We start from the raw sequence: 13,846 nt of genomic DNA, 5'->3' as shown, positions 1-13,846 counted from the left end.
CGCTCTCAGCCGAGACCGTCGAACAGCGCCGTCGACAGATAGCGCTCGGCGAAGGACGGGATGATCACCACCATCGTCTTGCCGGCGTTCTCGGGCCGCGAGCCGACGATGACAGCCGCCTGCAGTGCAGCTCCCGACGAGATGCCGACCGGAACGCCCTCCAGCTTCGCCAGCAGCCGTGCATTGGCGAAGGCATCCTCGTTCGAAACCGACACCACCTCATTATAGACCGACGTGTCGAGGATCTTCGGCGCAAAGCCCGCTCCGATCCCCTGGATCTTGTGCGGTCCCGGCTGGCCGCCGGAAAGCACGGGCGAAGCCTCCGGCTCGACCGCCACGACCTGCAGGCCCGGCTTGCGCTGCTTCAGCACCTGGCCGACACCGGTGATGGTGCCGCCCGTGCCGATGCCGGAGACGAAGATGTCGACCGCGCCGGCGGTGTCGTTCCAGATTTCCTCCGCCGTCGTGCGGCGGTGGATGTCGGGGTTGGCCGGGTTCTCGAACTGCTGCGGAATGACGGCGCCGGGAATGGTCGCCACCAGTTCCTCTGCCCGTGCGATCGCGCCCTTCATGCCCTTCGCGCCTTCCGTCAGGACCAGTTCGGCACCGAGCAGCGCAAGCATCTTGCGGCGCTCGATCGACATGGTCTCGGGCATGGTGAGGATGAGGCGATAGCCCTTCGCCGCGGCGGCGAAGGCGAGGGCGATACCGGTGTTGCCCGAGGTCGGTTCGACGAGGGTCGTCTCGCCCGGCCTGATGCGGCCGTCGGCCTCCATCGCCTCGATCATCGCCACGCCGATACGGTCCTTGACGCTTGCAATGGGGTTGAAGAATTCGAGCTTGGCGAGCAGGTGGGCGACGACGCCCTTTTCCTTCGCGAACTTGTCGAGGCGGACGATCGGGGTGTCGCCGATCGTCTCTATGATGGAGTTGTAGACGCGGCCGCGACCGGGTTTCTTCTCGCTCATCAGTTCTCTCCCTTCGATCCGCCCGCGGGCGGAAGTTTGTATCCTTGCAGGCGCATATAGGCCCGCGGCGAAGCGCTTGCGATGCGTCAGACGACGAGAAAGCCCCGGCCCAGTTCGTCATCCGGCTCGACGCTGAAGCTTGCCTTGCCTGAATAGTGGGACCGGCCGGAAACCCGCGCAATGATGGCGGCACGATCGCCGGCCAACGCGGTGCGCAGAACTGCGCCGGTGAAGCGCGACCCCACGATCGATTCGAACAGGCGGGTCTCACCCGGGGCGACCCTGCCGCGCGCATGCATGGCGGCGAGCCGCGCGGTGACGCCGGACCCGGTCGGCGAACGGTCGACCTGCGCGTCGGCGAAGACGCAGACGTTGCGGGTCGCCACGCCGCCCGCCCCGTCGCCGCCATCGGTGAGGATCGAGCCGTACAGGAAGGCGAGATCGGGACTGTCGGGGTGGGACAGCGGCACCGACTGCCGCACCGCCTCGGTCAGCGCGGCTGCGGCGTCCACGAAGGCCCGCGCGGGACTCCTCCCGAAGGCGAGGCCGAACTGGCCGGCATCGGCGAGCGCATAGAAGGCGCCGCCATAGGAGACGTCGAAGCGGATCTCACCGAAACCGGGCACGTCCACGGTCCGGTCTGCTGCAAAGAGAAAGGATGGCACGCTTTCGAACGACACCGCGCCCGCCCTGCCGTCCGTCACCTCGACCTCGGCCACCACCATACCGCAGGGACACTCGATGTTGACGGTCGTCAGCGGCTCCACCGGTGTGACGAGGCCGTGGTCGACAGCATAGCGGCCGAGCGCGATGACGGCATGGCCGCACATGGTGGAATACCCCTCGTTGTGCATGAAGAGCACCGCGATGTCGGCCCCCGGCAGGTCCGGCTCGACCAGCAAGGCGCCATACATGTCATAGTGGCCGCGCGGCTCGAACATCAGGATGCGGCGCAGATGGTCGAGCCGGTCGCGGACATGGGCGCGCTTCTCCAGGATGGTGCCCTTCGGCAAAGCCGGATAGCCGGAGAGCACGATCCGTACCGGCTCGCCGCCGGTATGCATGTCGACCACCTCGAGCGTGTCCATGGCCCCTCCCTCGCTTCGCCGAGTGGAGCGGGCCGCGCGGGCGGTGTCAACAGTCCGGCGTGGTGCCGGCTGTCGCCGGTCGAGTGGTCGCGGCGCCAGACTGGCCTACTCGGCTGCCTCGCGCGTCGCGGCGCCCTCTTCCACCATCTCGACGATGGCCGCCACGAAGTTCTCGAGATCGCCCGGATTGCGCGACGTGGCGAGCAGGCCGTCGCGGACGACGCTCTCGTCCACCCACTCGGCACCGGCGTTGACGACGTCGGTCCTGATCGAATGATAGGAGGTGACGCGGCGGCCCTTCAGCAGGCCGGCTTCGACGAGCAGCCAGGGCGCGTGGCAGATCGCGGCGATCGGCTTGCCGGCGCGGTCAAAGCCCTTGATGAAGTCGATCGCATCGTCCTCGATGCGGAGCAGATCCGGGTTGATCTGGCCGCCCGGCAGGACCAGCGCATCATAGTCGGCGGGCTCGGCGTCGGCCAGCACGCGATCGACGCTGACGGCTGCGCCCCAGTCCTTTTCGTCCCAGCCCTTGATCTCTCCGGCCTTAAGCGAGACGACGTCGACGGTGGCACCCTTCTCGCGCAACGTCTTCAGCGGGACCTCGAGTTCGGACTGCTCGAAGCCGTGGGTGGCGAGGATGGCGATGCGGGTTCGTGCGATGGCGGGCATGACGGACTCCTTGTTGGGAATGAGTCACCGCAACGCAGAACGCCGGGATAGGTTCGCCTGCCGCGCAGATCGTACCCCGCACGTCAAGGCGTTCAGGTCCGGTTCAGCCGCATCGCGGCAAGAGAAGAGCAGGTCTGCACGACCGCCAATCTCAGAGGGGACCTGCCATGAAGCTTCCGCAACTCGCCGCCGTCTTCCTGACCCTTGGCGTCGGCATTGCAGGCGTGATGGCCGTGGAGGCTTCGGCCGAGCGAGCACGCGCGGTCGCTCCATCCTCCTTCGAAACGCTCATTGTCCGCGCGGGGACGTCGGGACGAGTGATGGGCGTGGATGAAGATGTGACGGGTCCCTGGCACGTCCTCGGTGCGGCGGGCGAAGCGAGCGGCGGCTATGCCCCCTTCGAACGGAGCCTGGCTGAATCCGCCGTACTCGACATCGCCGCCGACGGCGGCGCACAGGCAACGGCCGGCTGCAACCGGATTCGGACGAGCGTGTGGCAGTCGGGGTCCAGCTGGTACGCGGGACCGGCCGTCATGACGCGGATGGCCTGCCCCGACCCGGCCGTGATGGCGGCCGAACAGGCGATAGCGCAAGCCCTGTCCGGCGCCGACACGATCTCGCTCGAAGGCGACCGCGCGGCTCTCTCGGATGCATCCGGCGTGACCCTGCTCGTCATCGAGCGCCGGTGACGCTGTCGACGGGACGCCTCGTCAGGCCGAAAAAAGTGCCTGAAGCTTCGCGAAGGAGTACCCTTTCCGCGCATAGTCGAACGTGCCGTTGTCGAGCATCTCGCGCGCGGCGGCTTCCACGGCCCCGAAGGCGGCGGTGGTGAGCTTCGATCCGAGCGAGACGCGGCTGACGCCCGCTTCGGCGAGGGCCGGCACGGTGAAGCCAGCTATAGCCAGCACGTTCACCGGCTTCGTCACCGCCGAACAGACCGTCTTCACCTGGTCCATGGTCGAGAGGCCCGGCGCATAGAGCACGTTGGCGCCCGCCTTCTCGAAGGCCTGCAGGCGGCGGATGGTGTCGTCGAGATCGGGGCGGCCGTGCAGGAAGTTCTCCGCCCGCGCCGTCAGCACGAAGTCGCGCTTCAGCGCGTGGGCCGCGTCCGCAGCCGCCGCGATGCGCTCCACCGCCAGCCCGAAATCGTAGATCGCATGCGCCTCATCGCCGGAATAATCCTCGATCGAGCAGCCAGCGAGCCCCGCTGCTTCAGCCGCGAAGATGGTCTCGGCAGCGGTGTCGGGCGCGTCGCCCTTGCCCTTCTCGAGGTCCGCCGAGACGGGGAGGTGGACCGCCGCGACCATCTCCCTGCAATGCGCCATCATTTCGTCGAACGGCACGCCGCCGTCGGGCTTTCCGCGGGAGAAGGCATAGCCGGCGCTGGTGGTGGCAAGCGCCTCGAAGCCCATCGCGGCAAGGAACTTCGCTGTGCCGACGTCCCAGGGGTTGGGAATGAGGAAGGCCCCCGGCCGCATATGCAACGCGCGAAAGATCGCGCCCTTGTCGTCTCGCATGATCCGCCTCCGTCGGAAGCCCGACGCGTGCAGATTATGCGCGATGATGAATTCCAGCAAAGGGACGGGGTTGGGCCAGACCGATCAATTCTGATAACTCCCGCATGTCGTCGAAGAGCTCCCCACCGGCCATCGCGAGGCCGGCGCGATCCCCGTGCGGATCGCCGCAATAGGAGAGCACGCGCATGCCTGCCGCGATGCCTGCAATCGTTCCGGGCACGCTGTCCTCGATGACGACGCAGTCGGCCGGCGCATGGCCCATGGTCGAGGCTGCGTGGAGGAAGAGGTCGGGAAAAGGCTTGCCGCGGGCAACCATGGAGGCGCTGAACAGCACGTCCTCGAAGAGCGGCAGAAGCCCCGTCGCGCCGAGCGTCAGGTGCATCTTGGTGACCCGGGCAGAGGAGGCGACGCAGTAGGGAATACCGGCGCCCCGGACCGCCTCGACCTGTCCGCGCACATGCGGGATTGCCTGCACGCGGCCGGCGAAGAGTTCCGCGAGACCGGCATTCCAGCGTTCGACGAAGTCGTCGCCAAGCAGGACGCCGGTGGCTTCGACCTCGGCTTTCACGGCACTCATGGACCGGCCGACGAACTGCAGCCTGCAGCGTTCGTAAGTCGTGTCGTAGCCGGCGGCAGAGAGCCATTCGGCGAGGCGGTGGTTGGAGAGCGTCTCCGTATCGACCAGAACCCCGTCGCAATCGAAGATGACGAGGCCTGGCCGCATGATCAGGCGGTTCCGGTGGAGCCGAAGCCGCCGCTCCCGCGGGTCGTCTCGCCCGCCAGGGTACGCTCCTCGACCGAAACGCGCGCCACCCGGGCAATGACCAGCTGGGCGATGCGCATGCCGCGGGTGATGGCGAAGTCCTCGTCGCCTAGATTGACCAGCAGCACCTGGACTTCGCCGCGATAGTCGCTGTCGATCGTGCCGGGCGTATTCAGGCAGGTGATGCCGTGCTTGAGCGCGAGGCCGGAGCGTGGACGGACCTGGCCCTCATAGCCCGCGGGCAGTTCGAGGACGAGCCCCGTCGGCACGAGCATGCGCCGCCCCGGCAGAAGGATCAGCTTTCGGTCCTCGGGGATGGCGGCGCGCAGGTCGAGCCCGGCGGCGCCCGCCGTCTCGTAGGCCGGCAGGTCGAGGCCCTGCGCGTGCGGCAGGCGGACGATGGGAAGGGTCAGGGACATGCGCCCATTTGGCTGGCGGCGAGGGAGCCGTCAAGAGCACGCCGGCCACGTCGAGGGGCGGATCGCGGGCACGGGCGCTCGCGATACTGCGACCTGTCCGGACCAGCCGGCGGCGCGGTGGCGCAGGCGGGCAGACATGCTCTTGGTGCATGGCTGCCCGCCGCGCGGCGCATGCGTCCGCGGCAGGCTGCTCCTTGATAACATAAGCATGCTTATAATATAGCACGCTCATGACCAAAGACGGACATCACAGCCTGGGCTTCCTGATCCACGACATTGCGCAGCTGCTGCGCAAACGCTTCGATGCACGCGCGGCGGGCACGGGATTGTCGTCGGCCCAATGGCGGCTGCTCTTTCGCCTCATCCGCGACGAGGGTGTTCCGCAGGCGCGGCTGGCAGAGATTCTCGACATCGAGCCGATCAGCGTCTCGCGCCTGCTCGACCGAATGGAGGATGGCAGCTGGATCGAGCGCCGTCCCCACGCCACCGACCGCCGCGTGCGGGTGATCTATGCGACAGGCAAGGCACGCGACGCCTTCGGCGAGGTCAAGAACATGGTCGAGGAGATCTACGACGAGGCCATGGCAGGCCTGGCGCCCGACGCGCGGCAGCAGCTGATCGCGTCGCTGGAGCAGGTCCGCGCCAACATGACCGACGGCGAACAGGGCTGCCTGCCCGACGCCGCCCCGCAGACTACCGACGATTCCGAACGTTCCGAAAGTGCCAGGCCATGAACGCCCGAACCGAAGCAACTTCACCCGCCGAGACGATCGACATGACGATGAAGGACGCCGCCCATCAAGCCGCCGCGGCGCAGCCCGCTCCACCGAGACGCCGGCGCGGGCTGCGCACGCTGCTGATGGTTTCGGTGCCACTGGTCCTGGTCGCGGGCGGCGGCTATGTCTGGGCCACCGGCGGGCGCTACCAGGAGACGGAAAACGCCAACCTGCGCCAGCCGCGAGTCACCGTGGCGGCGGAGATCGCCGGACGGGTGACCGAGGTGAAGGTGGCCGAGAACATGCCCGTCGCCGCGGGCGACACGCTGTTCGTCGTCGACGCAGAGCCCTATCGCATCGCGCTCGACCAGGCGAACGCCGCGCTGGAAGGCGCGCGCCTGCAGGTCGAGCAGTTGCGCGCCGCCTACAGCCAGGCGGTGACCCAGGAAGCGATCGCGCGGGATACCGTCGCCTACCTGCAGAGCGAACTCGACCGCCAGGCCTCGCTCACCGACAAGGGCATCGGCACGACGTCGGCGCTCGATACGGCCCGCCACGATCTCGACACCGCCCGGGAGCAGCAGACATCCGCACGGCAGGGCATCGCCAGCGCCCGCGCCGCGCTCGGCGGCGAGCCGACCATCGATACCGATCGCCATCCGACTGTCCTTGCCGCGTTGGCCATGCGCGACAAGGCAGCCTGGCAGCTCGCGCTGACCACCGTGCGGGCGCCATCGGACGGCATCGTCTCGCAGGCTTCCTCCTTCAAGCCGGGGCAGATGGTCTCGGCCGGCACCTCTCTTTTCACACTCGTCGAGACCGGCGATTCCTGGATCGAGGCGAACTTCAAGGAAACGCAGCTCACCCACATGCGGGTCGGGCAGACGGCCGAAGTGCGGATCGACGCCTTCCCCGACGCGCCGCTCAACGCGACCGTCGAGTCGATCGGCGCCGGTACCGGCGCGGAGTTCTCGCTGCTGCCGGCGCAGAACGCCACCGGTAACTGGGTGAAGGTGACGCAGCGCATCCCCGTGCGGCTGAAGCTCGAGGACGACGCGATGGCCGACCGGCTGCGCACCGGCATGAGCGCGACGGTGGAGGTGGACACCGGCGCCGAGCGCGGCCTGCCCGCCTTCGCCTCCCTGTTCGGAACCGTACACGCCGCCGAGTAACGGGCACGGCCGGCCCGCGATCCCGCCGCCGCCCCACGGCGGCAGGAGGCGCGGCGCGGCCGGGAAAGACATGGCCATGAGCACGCATTTCACCGAGGTCCCGCATCGCGGCCTGATCACGCTGTCGATCATGCTGGCGACGATCATGCAGGTGCTCGACACCACCATTGCCAACGTGGCGCTGCCCACCATGACCGGCGACCTCGGCGCCAGCCAGGACACGATCACCTGGGTGCTCACCTCCTACATCGTCGCCGCCGCGATCATGACGCCGGTGACCGGCTGGCTGGCGGACCGGATCGGCCGGCGCGAACTCTTCCTCACCTCGATCGTCGGCTTCACCGTCACCTCGATGGCCTGCGGACTGTCGTGGAACCTCGAATCCATGGTGTTCTTCCGCCTGCTGCAGGGCCTGTTCGGCGCGGCTATCGTGCCGCTGTCGCAGACTTTCCTGCTCGACATCAACCCGAAGGAGCGGCACGGCTCGGCGATGGCGATGTGGGGCGCCGGCATCATGGTCGGCCCGATCATCGGCCCGACGCTGGGCGGCTGGCTGACCGAGACGCTGGACTGGCGCTGGGTGTTCTTCATCAACCTGCCGGTCGGCATCGTCGCCTTCCTCGGCTGCGCCGCCTACCTGCCGCGCATCGCGCAGCGGCTGCGCCGCTTCGACTTCTTCGGCTTCGCCATGCTGGCGCTCGGCGTCGGCGCGCTGCAGCTGATGCTCGACCGCGGCGGCGAGGTGGACTGGTTCTCCTCGCCCGAAATCTGGATCGAACTCGGTTTGGCCATCACCGGCTTCTGGGTCTTCGCCATCCACCTGATGACCGGCCGCGAGACCTTCATCGACCCGGCAATCTTCACCGACCGCAACTTCGTGGCCGGGCTGGTCTTCATCTTCGTGGTCGGCATCATCCTGCTCGCCAGCCTGGCGCTGCTGCCGCCGATGCTGTCGAACCTCTTCAACCACTCCACCATCCTGACCGGGCTGGTGATGGCGCCGCGCGGCGTCGGCACCATGATCTCGATGGTCCTCGTCGGGCGGCTGGTGCGGGTGGTCGATGCGCGACTGCTGGTGGTGACCGGACTGGCGCTGACGGCCTGGTCGCTGCACGACATGACGCAGTTCTCGCCCCAGATGGACGACCATCTCGTGATCCTGTCGGGCGTGATCCAGGGGCTGGGGCTCGGGCTGGTCTTCGTGCCGCTCTCCACCGTCGCCTTCGCGACGCTCGCGCCGCACCAGCGCACCGACGCGGCGAGCCTGTTCAGCCTCGTGCGCAACATCGGCTCCTCGATCGGCATCTCGATCGTGACCGTGATGCTGACGCGCAACGTCCAGATCAACCATGTCGAGCTGTCGGCCGCCATCAACCCGTTCAACCCGGTGCTCGGCGCCCTCTACCCCGCGGCCGCCGCCGGCAATCCCGCGGCCCTCGCCCAGGTCGACCGGCTGGTCAACGCGCAGGCGCTGATGATCGCCTATATCGACGACTTCAAGCTGATGATGATCGTCACGCTCTGCGCCATCCCGCTCGTGGTCTTCCTGCGCAAGCCGCCCGCCGCCGGAGCCGCTGGCGCGCCTGCCGCAGCCCACATGGACTGAACGGGCGCGGTCAGCGCAGCAGCACGGGCAGCTCGGTAGTGTCGCGGATCTCCTCCATGACAAAGGAGGCCGAGACGTCGCTGAGCGGCACTTTCGCGATCAGGCGCTGGTAGAGCCGGTCATAGGCCTTCATGTCGGCGACGCGGGCGCGCAGCACATAGTCGAGGTCGCCCGACATGCGGTAGACTCCGGTGATCTCCGGCAGCGAGACGACAGCGTCGCGGAACTGCTTCAGCCAGTCCGGCTCGTGGCGCGAGGTGCGCACCAGGATGAACACCGAGAGGCCGAAGCCGAGCTTCTCGGGGTCGACCAGCGCGACGCGGGCGCGGATCACGCCGCGCTCCTCCAGGAGCTTCACCCGCCGCCAGCAGGCGTTGCGAGACAGGTGGACGCGCTCGGCGAGCTGCTCGACCGACAGCGAGGCGTCGACCTGCAGCTCGGCGAGGATTCGTCGGTCGATCGTATCTATGTCTTGCGCCATGATGGGATTTTTTCCCAATCAATTGGGAAATGCAATGGCAGATTGGGACGAACGCGCCGGCACCGTGGGATAGAAGATGAGCGTCGCTGCACGGAGGACCCATGTCGACCCGCTTTGCCCACATCTTCACCGCGCACCCGGCAACCGTCGGGGAGAGCTATCTCGGCCATATGGCCTTCGCCGCCTGGTTCGCCTCGCGCCTGCTCCTGGCCGGCGGGGCGGCGCTCGTTCACGCTTTCTTACCCTTCCTCTTCGAAACTACGGCGAGCCGAATCGTCCGCGAGCTTCACCAGCGGATCGACAGACGAAAGTAGACCGACGATGGGCCGCTGGGCCGCCTATCTGGGCGAGGAGCTCTATCTCGAGGAGATCGTCACCGCTCCGTGCCATTCGCTGATCGCCCAGAGCCACAGCGCGCAGGAGGCCAAGACGGCGATCAATGGCGACGGCTTCGGGCTCGCCTGGTACGGTGAGCGGCCGGAGCCCGGCCTCTACCGCGACATCCTGCCGGCCTGTTCGGACCCCAATCTCAAGAGCCTTTGCCGTCAGATCCGATCCGGCCTGTTCCTCGCCCATGTCCGCGCCGCGACCGACGGCGCCACCAGCCGCGCAAACTGCCATCCCTTCGTGCACGGTCGCTGGTCCTTCATGCACAATGGTCACATCGGCGGGTTCGAGCGGCTGCGCCGGCACCTCGAATCAAGCCTGTCTGACGAGGCCTATGCCGCGCTGGAAGGCTCCACGGATTCCGAGCTGTTCTTCCTGCTGATGGTGGAGGCCGGCCTCGACGTCGATCCGCTGGGAGCCACGCGGCGCGCCGTCGCCTCCGTACGCGAGGCGGCTGCGCGGACCGGCATCGAGCCCGTCATCCGCCTGACCGCCGCCTTCTCGGACGGCTGCCGGCTGCATGCTGTCCGCTTCGCTACCGACGCCCATGCGCCGACGCTCTACACGGCGCCGTTCCATGCCGGCGGACGCTGCCTGGTGTCGGAGCCCTTCGACCGGGCCTGCGCCGAATGGCAAGCGATCCCTTCGGGCAGCTTCGTGACCGCGACGCGCGACAGCCTCACCGTCGTCCCCTTCACCGCCGAGCAGACCCCGCTCGCGCTGCTGGTCCAACCGGCGGGCGCCCTGCTTCCGCAGCGACGCCGTTCGGTGTAAGAACGAGCCGACGCGCCCGGAACCTCCGGCGCCTGCCGGAACCGGAGCCATGACCATGTCGACACCGGACACCCTTCCCAGTGCCCGCCGGCCCGGTGCCTGCGGTCTAGCGAACATTCCCGTCATCCTGCCCCTGGTCGTCCTGGCGGTCCTGCCCGCTCTCGCCTTCACCACCACGCCTGCGCCGGCGGCCGACTGCCGCAGCCAGCCGGCACCCGGTGCCGACTGGACCGACTGCAACAAGAGCAACATCGTGATTCGCGGTGCCGACCTTTCGGGCGCCAATCTGACGGGAACGGACCTGTCGATGACCGATCTGCGGTCGACGACGCTGACCAGCGCGAAACTGCAGAAGGCGACGCTGGTCCGCTCCTCCCTCGCCGGCGCGGACGCGACGGGCAGCGACTTTTCCCGCGTCGAAGCCTACCGCACGAGCTTTGCCGGCATCGTCGCGCCCGGCACCACTTTCTCCAGCGCGGAACTGCAGCGGGCCGACTTCAAGGGCGCCGAGCTCACCAATGCCGATTTCGAGAAGGCCGAACTCGGACGTGCGGATTTCGAAGGCGCTTCGATCGGCGGTGCACGGTTCGCCTACGCCAATCTCTCGCGCGCCCAGTTCACTGGCGCCATCGTCGACGCTCCGGCCGACTTCGCCGGAGCGTTCATGTTCCTGACGCGGATCGAGGGGGTCGACCTCTCGACCGCCACGGGTCTTGCCCAGGAGCAGGTCGACCTCGCCTGCGGAGACGCCCGGACAAGGCTGCCGGACGGCCTGGCCACGCCGTCATCCTGGCCCTGCACCTTCGACTGAGCCGCTTCGCCGTCACGAGCGCCCCGCCTCGCCGATCAGGCAGGAGACTTCACGTTTTTGTGGCTGCGCCAAAGGGGGAACATGACGTCTGCCCGGTCGTTTGCGAGACGACCCGAAGGAGACCCGTCATGCCATCAGCGAATACCGGAAGACCCCTGGCCCTCGTCACCGGCGCCTCGAGTGGCATCGGCTATGAACTGGCTCGCCAGTTCGGCCTGAACGGGCACGACGTGGTGATGGCCGCGGACGGGCGCGACAAGCTTGAGGAGGCCCGCATTCGTCTGGAAGGAGAGGTTCCGGCAGGCCGCTTCGAGGCAGCGGTCGCCGATCTCGCGACCCGGGAGGGCGTCGACCGGCTGTACCACGCGCTCGGCGGACGTCCTGTCGCCGTGTTGGCGGCGAACGCCGGCGGCGGCGTTGCAGGCAAGTTTTCCGAGACCGACCTCGATGATGAACTGGCTGCCATCCAGCTCAACGTTTCCGGCCAGGTGCACCTCGTCAAGCTCGTGCTGCGCGACATGCTGGCCCGCGGCGAAGGGCGCATCCTCATCACATCGTCGCTGGTGTCGCTGTCGCCCGGACCTTTCATGGCCATCTATGCCGCCACGAAGGCTTTCCTGCGCTCGTTCGGCCTTGCGATCCGCAACGAGCTGGAGGACGACCCGGTGACGGTGACCATCCTGATGCCGGGCGCAACCGAGACCGACTTCTTTGAGAGCGCCGACATGGAAGACACCAACATCGCCCAGGGCGCCAAGGACGATCCAGCCGACGTGGCGAAGGAAGCCTATGACGCGCTGATGAAAGGTTCGGCGCAGGTGGTGAGCGGAACGGCGAACAAGCTGCGCGCAGCCGCCGCACGGATCACCCCGGACACGGCCCTGGCTCAGATCAACCGCGACCAGGCTCGGGGCGACGACCGTTAAGCCGCCGGCGATTCAGCGTAGCGCGCTCCAGAAGCCGTGCTTTCGCCCATGCACCCCCTTCAGGCGCTTCACATAGGCCTCGTGCGACTCGAAGGGCTGGTAGTCGCCGACCGTTGAAATGAGGCTCTCGCATTCCTTCAGGTGGCGCGCTGCATGGCCGTAGCGGGAGGAACGTCCATTGGTGAGCGTGAAGTCGATCATGGCCCGCAAGGCGAGCGTCGCTGCAAGCGGCTGCTTCGCGGCGAGCGCTTCGGCGGCCGGCGTCAGGATGTCGTAATCATTGCCGTCGAGCTCTGCGACCCGTGCCGTCACGAGTTTCGCCGCACGGTCGAGGGCCGGCCAGGCGCAGAAGAACCAGAGCGTCATCCGGATGTGTGGATAGCGGTCGGCGTGGTCGAAGGCGCGCTGCTCGGCTTCGAAATCCTCGAAATCGGGCAGTCGCTTCAGATAGGCGCGCAGATGTGGCACCGAGAGCGAACGTTCGAAGCAGGACCATCGCGCCGCCTGAGCCTCCCCGCTTCGCCCGAGGGCATCGAGAACGTCGATGCGGGCATCTTCCCACCCGAAGTCCGGCCAGTCCCGGTCCTGCCGCTTCGGGCGATCGGCGGCGTCGAGCGCGGCCAGGGCCTCCCCGGCTCGACCCGCTGCCAGATAACGCCGGGCGATCTCGGCAGCGATCCGCGGGTCACGCCGCTCCTTCTCGTCGTGCAGTCCGTTGTAGGCGTCGACGTCGTTTTGGATTTCGGCAATCGTCAGGAGCGCCAGGCGCACGGTGCTTTTTCGGCCGCTCTCTTCGATCTCATCGGCATAGATCGGTCCCGACATCGACCAGCCGATCTTGACGCGTTCCTTGGCAGGCGGCTTCACCACCGGCTGGTTCGACAGGGCGTGCATGCGTTGCTTCAGATGATTCAGGCCCGGTGCGCCGAGAGCCGCGGCGCAAACGTTGATCAGGGCGTCGAACTGTCCGTAGTGATTGACGATCAGAGCCTCGTAGATGCGGTCGGCGAAGGCGACAGGATCCGGCTTCGCCTCCGTCGCGAGGCGACCGAGGTCCACGCAGGCCTGGTGGAAGATCGAGGAGACGGAGCCGTTGCTGTCGTCGCAGCGCTCGTAGATCGGGTCGGCCAGAGCCATGAACGTCCACAGGAGATCCATCGCCTCGGCGGGGTCGGCCGTTCCCAGCTTCTCGACGATCGCAGCGCGTTGCGTGTCGAGATCGGCGACGAGAGCGCGCATCTTGTTCCCGTCGACGAAGGAACGCGTGGAAGAGAGCGTGGCGAGACGCTTGCGGATCTGCTTTGCCAGTTCCGCGGGGTTGTCGGCGGCAAGCTCGAAGCGAAGGCGCCGCTTCAGGGCCGCGTCTCCGTTCGCGACGTCCATGAGGAGCGCGGCCAGGCGGGCTGCGCCGAACGCTTCTAGGTTCTTTGCGGTGAGTGTTGTTCTGGATGCCATCGATCGCACCTGGTAGTTTTTCGACGGAAGAGTCGGGATCAAACGCAAGATCCGGAAGGAGCGGAGAAAGCAGGCTCCGCCGTTGGTCCTTTCT

Annotated in this window: 16 protein-coding genes; 8 read left to right on the top strand and 8 right to left on the bottom strand. The window is 67.5% G+C overall.

The features are described 5' to 3' along the window. Positions 1 to 5 precede the first annotated feature (5 nt). The 3 genes from cysK to N1F91_RS06305 all read right to left on the bottom strand — a co-directional run bounded on the left by cysK (position 6) and on the right by N1F91_RS06305 (position 2,725). Positions 6 to 968 (bottom strand): cysteine synthase A, encoded by a 963-nt coding sequence (gene cysK, locus N1F91_RS06315; protein ID WP_289990906.1) that lies wholly within the window; start codon positions 966 to 968, stop codon positions 6 to 8. A gap of 86 nt (positions 969 to 1,054) precedes the next feature. Next, the gene (locus tag N1F91_RS06310) at positions 1,055 to 2,056 is read right to left on the bottom strand and encodes a proline racemase family protein (RefSeq protein WP_289990905.1); all 1,002 of its coding nucleotides are present in this window, start codon (positions 2,054 to 2,056) and stop codon (positions 1,055 to 1,057) included. 105 nt (positions 2,057 to 2,161) lie between these two features. Further along, the gene (locus tag N1F91_RS06305; RefSeq protein ID WP_289990904.1) at positions 2,162 to 2,725 is read right to left on the bottom strand and encodes a type 1 glutamine amidotransferase domain-containing protein; all 564 of its coding nucleotides are present in this window, start codon (positions 2,723 to 2,725) and stop codon (positions 2,162 to 2,164) included. A gap of 167 nt (positions 2,726 to 2,892) precedes the next feature. Between N1F91_RS06305 and N1F91_RS06300 the strand changes: the two genes are divergently transcribed. Further along, a complete protein-coding gene (locus tag N1F91_RS06300) occupies positions 2,893 to 3,414 on the top strand; it encodes an META domain-containing protein (protein WP_289990903.1) in 522 nt (173 codons plus the stop codon). Positions 3,415 to 3,435: 21 nt separating this feature from the next. Here N1F91_RS06300 and N1F91_RS06295 read toward each other — a convergent pair whose 3' ends face one another. From N1F91_RS06295 to dut, 3 genes are read right to left on the bottom strand one after another with little or no spacing between them, the layout of a single operon-like run. Continuing rightward, a complete protein-coding gene (locus N1F91_RS06295; protein WP_289990902.1) occupies positions 3,436 to 4,242 on the bottom strand; it encodes an isocitrate lyase/phosphoenolpyruvate mutase family protein in 807 nt (268 codons plus the stop codon). A 34-nt stretch (positions 4,243 to 4,276) separates the two neighbouring features. Then, positions 4,277 to 4,969, bottom strand: a complete 693-nt coding sequence (locus tag N1F91_RS06290) for an HAD family phosphatase (RefSeq protein WP_289991124.1) — start codon at positions 4,967 to 4,969, stop codon at positions 4,277 to 4,279. Continuing rightward, the gene (dut, locus tag N1F91_RS06285) at positions 4,969 to 5,424 is read right to left on the bottom strand and encodes a dUTP diphosphatase (protein ID WP_289990901.1); all 456 of its coding nucleotides are present in this window, start codon (positions 5,422 to 5,424) and stop codon (positions 4,969 to 4,971) included. Before dut ends, N1F91_RS06290 begins: the two co-directional genes overlap by 1 nt. A gap of 230 nt (positions 5,425 to 5,654) precedes the next feature. On the opposite strand from dut, the gene N1F91_RS06280 reads away from it, so the two are divergent. The 3 genes from N1F91_RS06280 (at position 5,655) to N1F91_RS06270 (ending at position 8,918) form a co-directional block, all read left to right on the top strand. Then, positions 5,655 to 6,158, top strand: a complete 504-nt coding sequence (locus N1F91_RS06280; RefSeq protein WP_289990900.1) for a MarR family winged helix-turn-helix transcriptional regulator — start codon at positions 5,655 to 5,657, stop codon at positions 6,156 to 6,158. Beyond that, a complete protein-coding gene (locus N1F91_RS06275) occupies positions 6,155 to 7,312 on the top strand; it encodes an HlyD family secretion protein (protein WP_289990899.1) in 1,158 nt (385 codons plus the stop codon). Before N1F91_RS06280 ends, N1F91_RS06275 begins: the two co-directional genes overlap by 4 nt. Positions 7,313 to 7,382: 70 nt before the next feature. After that, a complete protein-coding gene (locus N1F91_RS06270; protein WP_289990898.1) occupies positions 7,383 to 8,918 on the top strand; it encodes a DHA2 family efflux MFS transporter permease subunit in 1,536 nt (511 codons plus the stop codon). Between the two features lie 10 nt (positions 8,919 to 8,928). On the opposite strand, the gene N1F91_RS06265 is transcribed toward N1F91_RS06270, so the two are convergent. After that, positions 8,929 to 9,399, bottom strand: coding sequence for an Lrp/AsnC family transcriptional regulator (locus tag N1F91_RS06265; RefSeq protein WP_289990897.1), 471 nt, complete (start codon positions 9,397 to 9,399; stop codon positions 8,929 to 8,931). 101 nt (positions 9,400 to 9,500) lie between these two features. Between N1F91_RS06265 and N1F91_RS06260 the strand changes: the two genes are divergently transcribed. The 4 genes from N1F91_RS06260 to N1F91_RS06245 all read left to right on the top strand — a co-directional run bounded on the left by N1F91_RS06260 (position 9,501) and on the right by N1F91_RS06245 (position 12,297). Further along, positions 9,501 to 9,713: a DUF6356 family protein gene (locus tag N1F91_RS06260; RefSeq protein WP_289990896.1), complete on the top strand. Its 213-nt coding sequence runs from the start codon at positions 9,501 to 9,503 to the stop codon at positions 9,711 to 9,713. A gap of 7 nt (positions 9,714 to 9,720) precedes the next feature. Beyond that, entirely contained in the window at positions 9,721 to 10,560 is an 840-nt protein-coding gene (locus N1F91_RS06255) for a class II glutamine amidotransferase (RefSeq protein ID WP_289990895.1), read from the top strand. 55 nt (positions 10,561 to 10,615) lie between these two features. Further along, positions 10,616 to 11,371 carry a pentapeptide repeat-containing protein gene (locus N1F91_RS06250; protein ID WP_289990894.1) on the top strand — a complete coding sequence of 252 codons (756 nt, stop codon included), beginning with the start codon at positions 10,616 to 10,618 and terminating at the stop codon, positions 11,369 to 11,371. 128 nt (positions 11,372 to 11,499) lie between these two features. Then, positions 11,500 to 12,297, top strand: coding sequence for an SDR family NAD(P)-dependent oxidoreductase (locus tag N1F91_RS06245; RefSeq protein WP_289990893.1), 798 nt, complete (start codon positions 11,500 to 11,502; stop codon positions 12,295 to 12,297). A gap of 12 nt (positions 12,298 to 12,309) precedes the next feature. On the opposite strand, the gene N1F91_RS06240 is transcribed toward N1F91_RS06245, so the two are convergent. Continuing rightward, a complete protein-coding gene (locus N1F91_RS06240) occupies positions 12,310 to 13,752 on the bottom strand; it encodes a DUF6880 family protein (protein ID WP_289990892.1) in 1,443 nt (480 codons plus the stop codon). Positions 13,753 to 13,846: the final 94 nt, after the last annotated feature.

Origin of the sequence: Aquibium sp. ELW1220, from assembly GCF_030398385.1 — a bacterium.
Taxonomy (GTDB): Bacteria; Pseudomonadota; Alphaproteobacteria; order Rhizobiales; family Rhizobiaceae; genus Aquibium.
The sequence above is the reverse complement of the archived record's forward strand: the minus strand, read 5'-3'. Positions and strand labels throughout refer to the sequence as shown.

Coding starts and splice junctions, on each gene's coding strand:
- N1F91_RS06265 (WP_289990897.1), bottom strand. CDS start 9,399: ATGGCGCAAGACATAGATACGATCGACCGACGAATCCTCGCCGAGCTG.
- N1F91_RS06260 (WP_289990896.1), top strand. CDS start 9,501: ATGTCGACCCGCTTTGCCCACATCTTCACCGCGCACCCGGCAACCGTC.
- dut (WP_289990901.1), bottom strand. CDS start 5,424: ATGTCCCTGACCCTTCCCATCGTCCGCCTGCCGCACGCGCAGGGCCTC.
- N1F91_RS06300 (WP_289990903.1), top strand. CDS start 2,893: ATGAAGCTTCCGCAACTCGCCGCCGTCTTCCTGACCCTTGGCGTCGGC.
- N1F91_RS06250 (WP_289990894.1), top strand. CDS start 10,616: ATGTCGACACCGGACACCCTTCCCAGTGCCCGCCGGCCCGGTGCCTGC.
- N1F91_RS06310 (WP_289990905.1), bottom strand. CDS start 2,056: ATGGACACGCTCGAGGTGGTCGACATGCATACCGGCGGCGAGCCGGTA.
- N1F91_RS06280 (WP_289990900.1), top strand. CDS start 5,655: ATGACCAAAGACGGACATCACAGCCTGGGCTTCCTGATCCACGACATT.
- N1F91_RS06245 (WP_289990893.1), top strand. CDS start 11,500: ATGCCATCAGCGAATACCGGAAGACCCCTGGCCCTCGTCACCGGCGCC.
- N1F91_RS06240 (WP_289990892.1), bottom strand. CDS start 13,752: ATGGCATCCAGAACAACACTCACCGCAAAGAACCTAGAAGCGTTCGGC.
- N1F91_RS06275 (WP_289990899.1), top strand. CDS start 6,155: ATGAACGCCCGAACCGAAGCAACTTCACCCGCCGAGACGATCGACATG.
- N1F91_RS06305 (WP_289990904.1), bottom strand. CDS start 2,725: ATGCCCGCCATCGCACGAACCCGCATCGCCATCCTCGCCACCCACGGC.
- N1F91_RS06255 (WP_289990895.1), top strand. CDS start 9,721: ATGGGCCGCTGGGCCGCCTATCTGGGCGAGGAGCTCTATCTCGAGGAG.
- cysK (WP_289990906.1), bottom strand. CDS start 968: ATGAGCGAGAAGAAACCCGGTCGCGGCCGCGTCTACAACTCCATCATA.
- N1F91_RS06270 (WP_289990898.1), top strand. CDS start 7,383: ATGGCCATGAGCACGCATTTCACCGAGGTCCCGCATCGCGGCCTGATC.
- N1F91_RS06295 (WP_289990902.1), bottom strand. CDS start 4,242: ATGCGAGACGACAAGGGCGCGATCTTTCGCGCGTTGCATATGCGGCCG.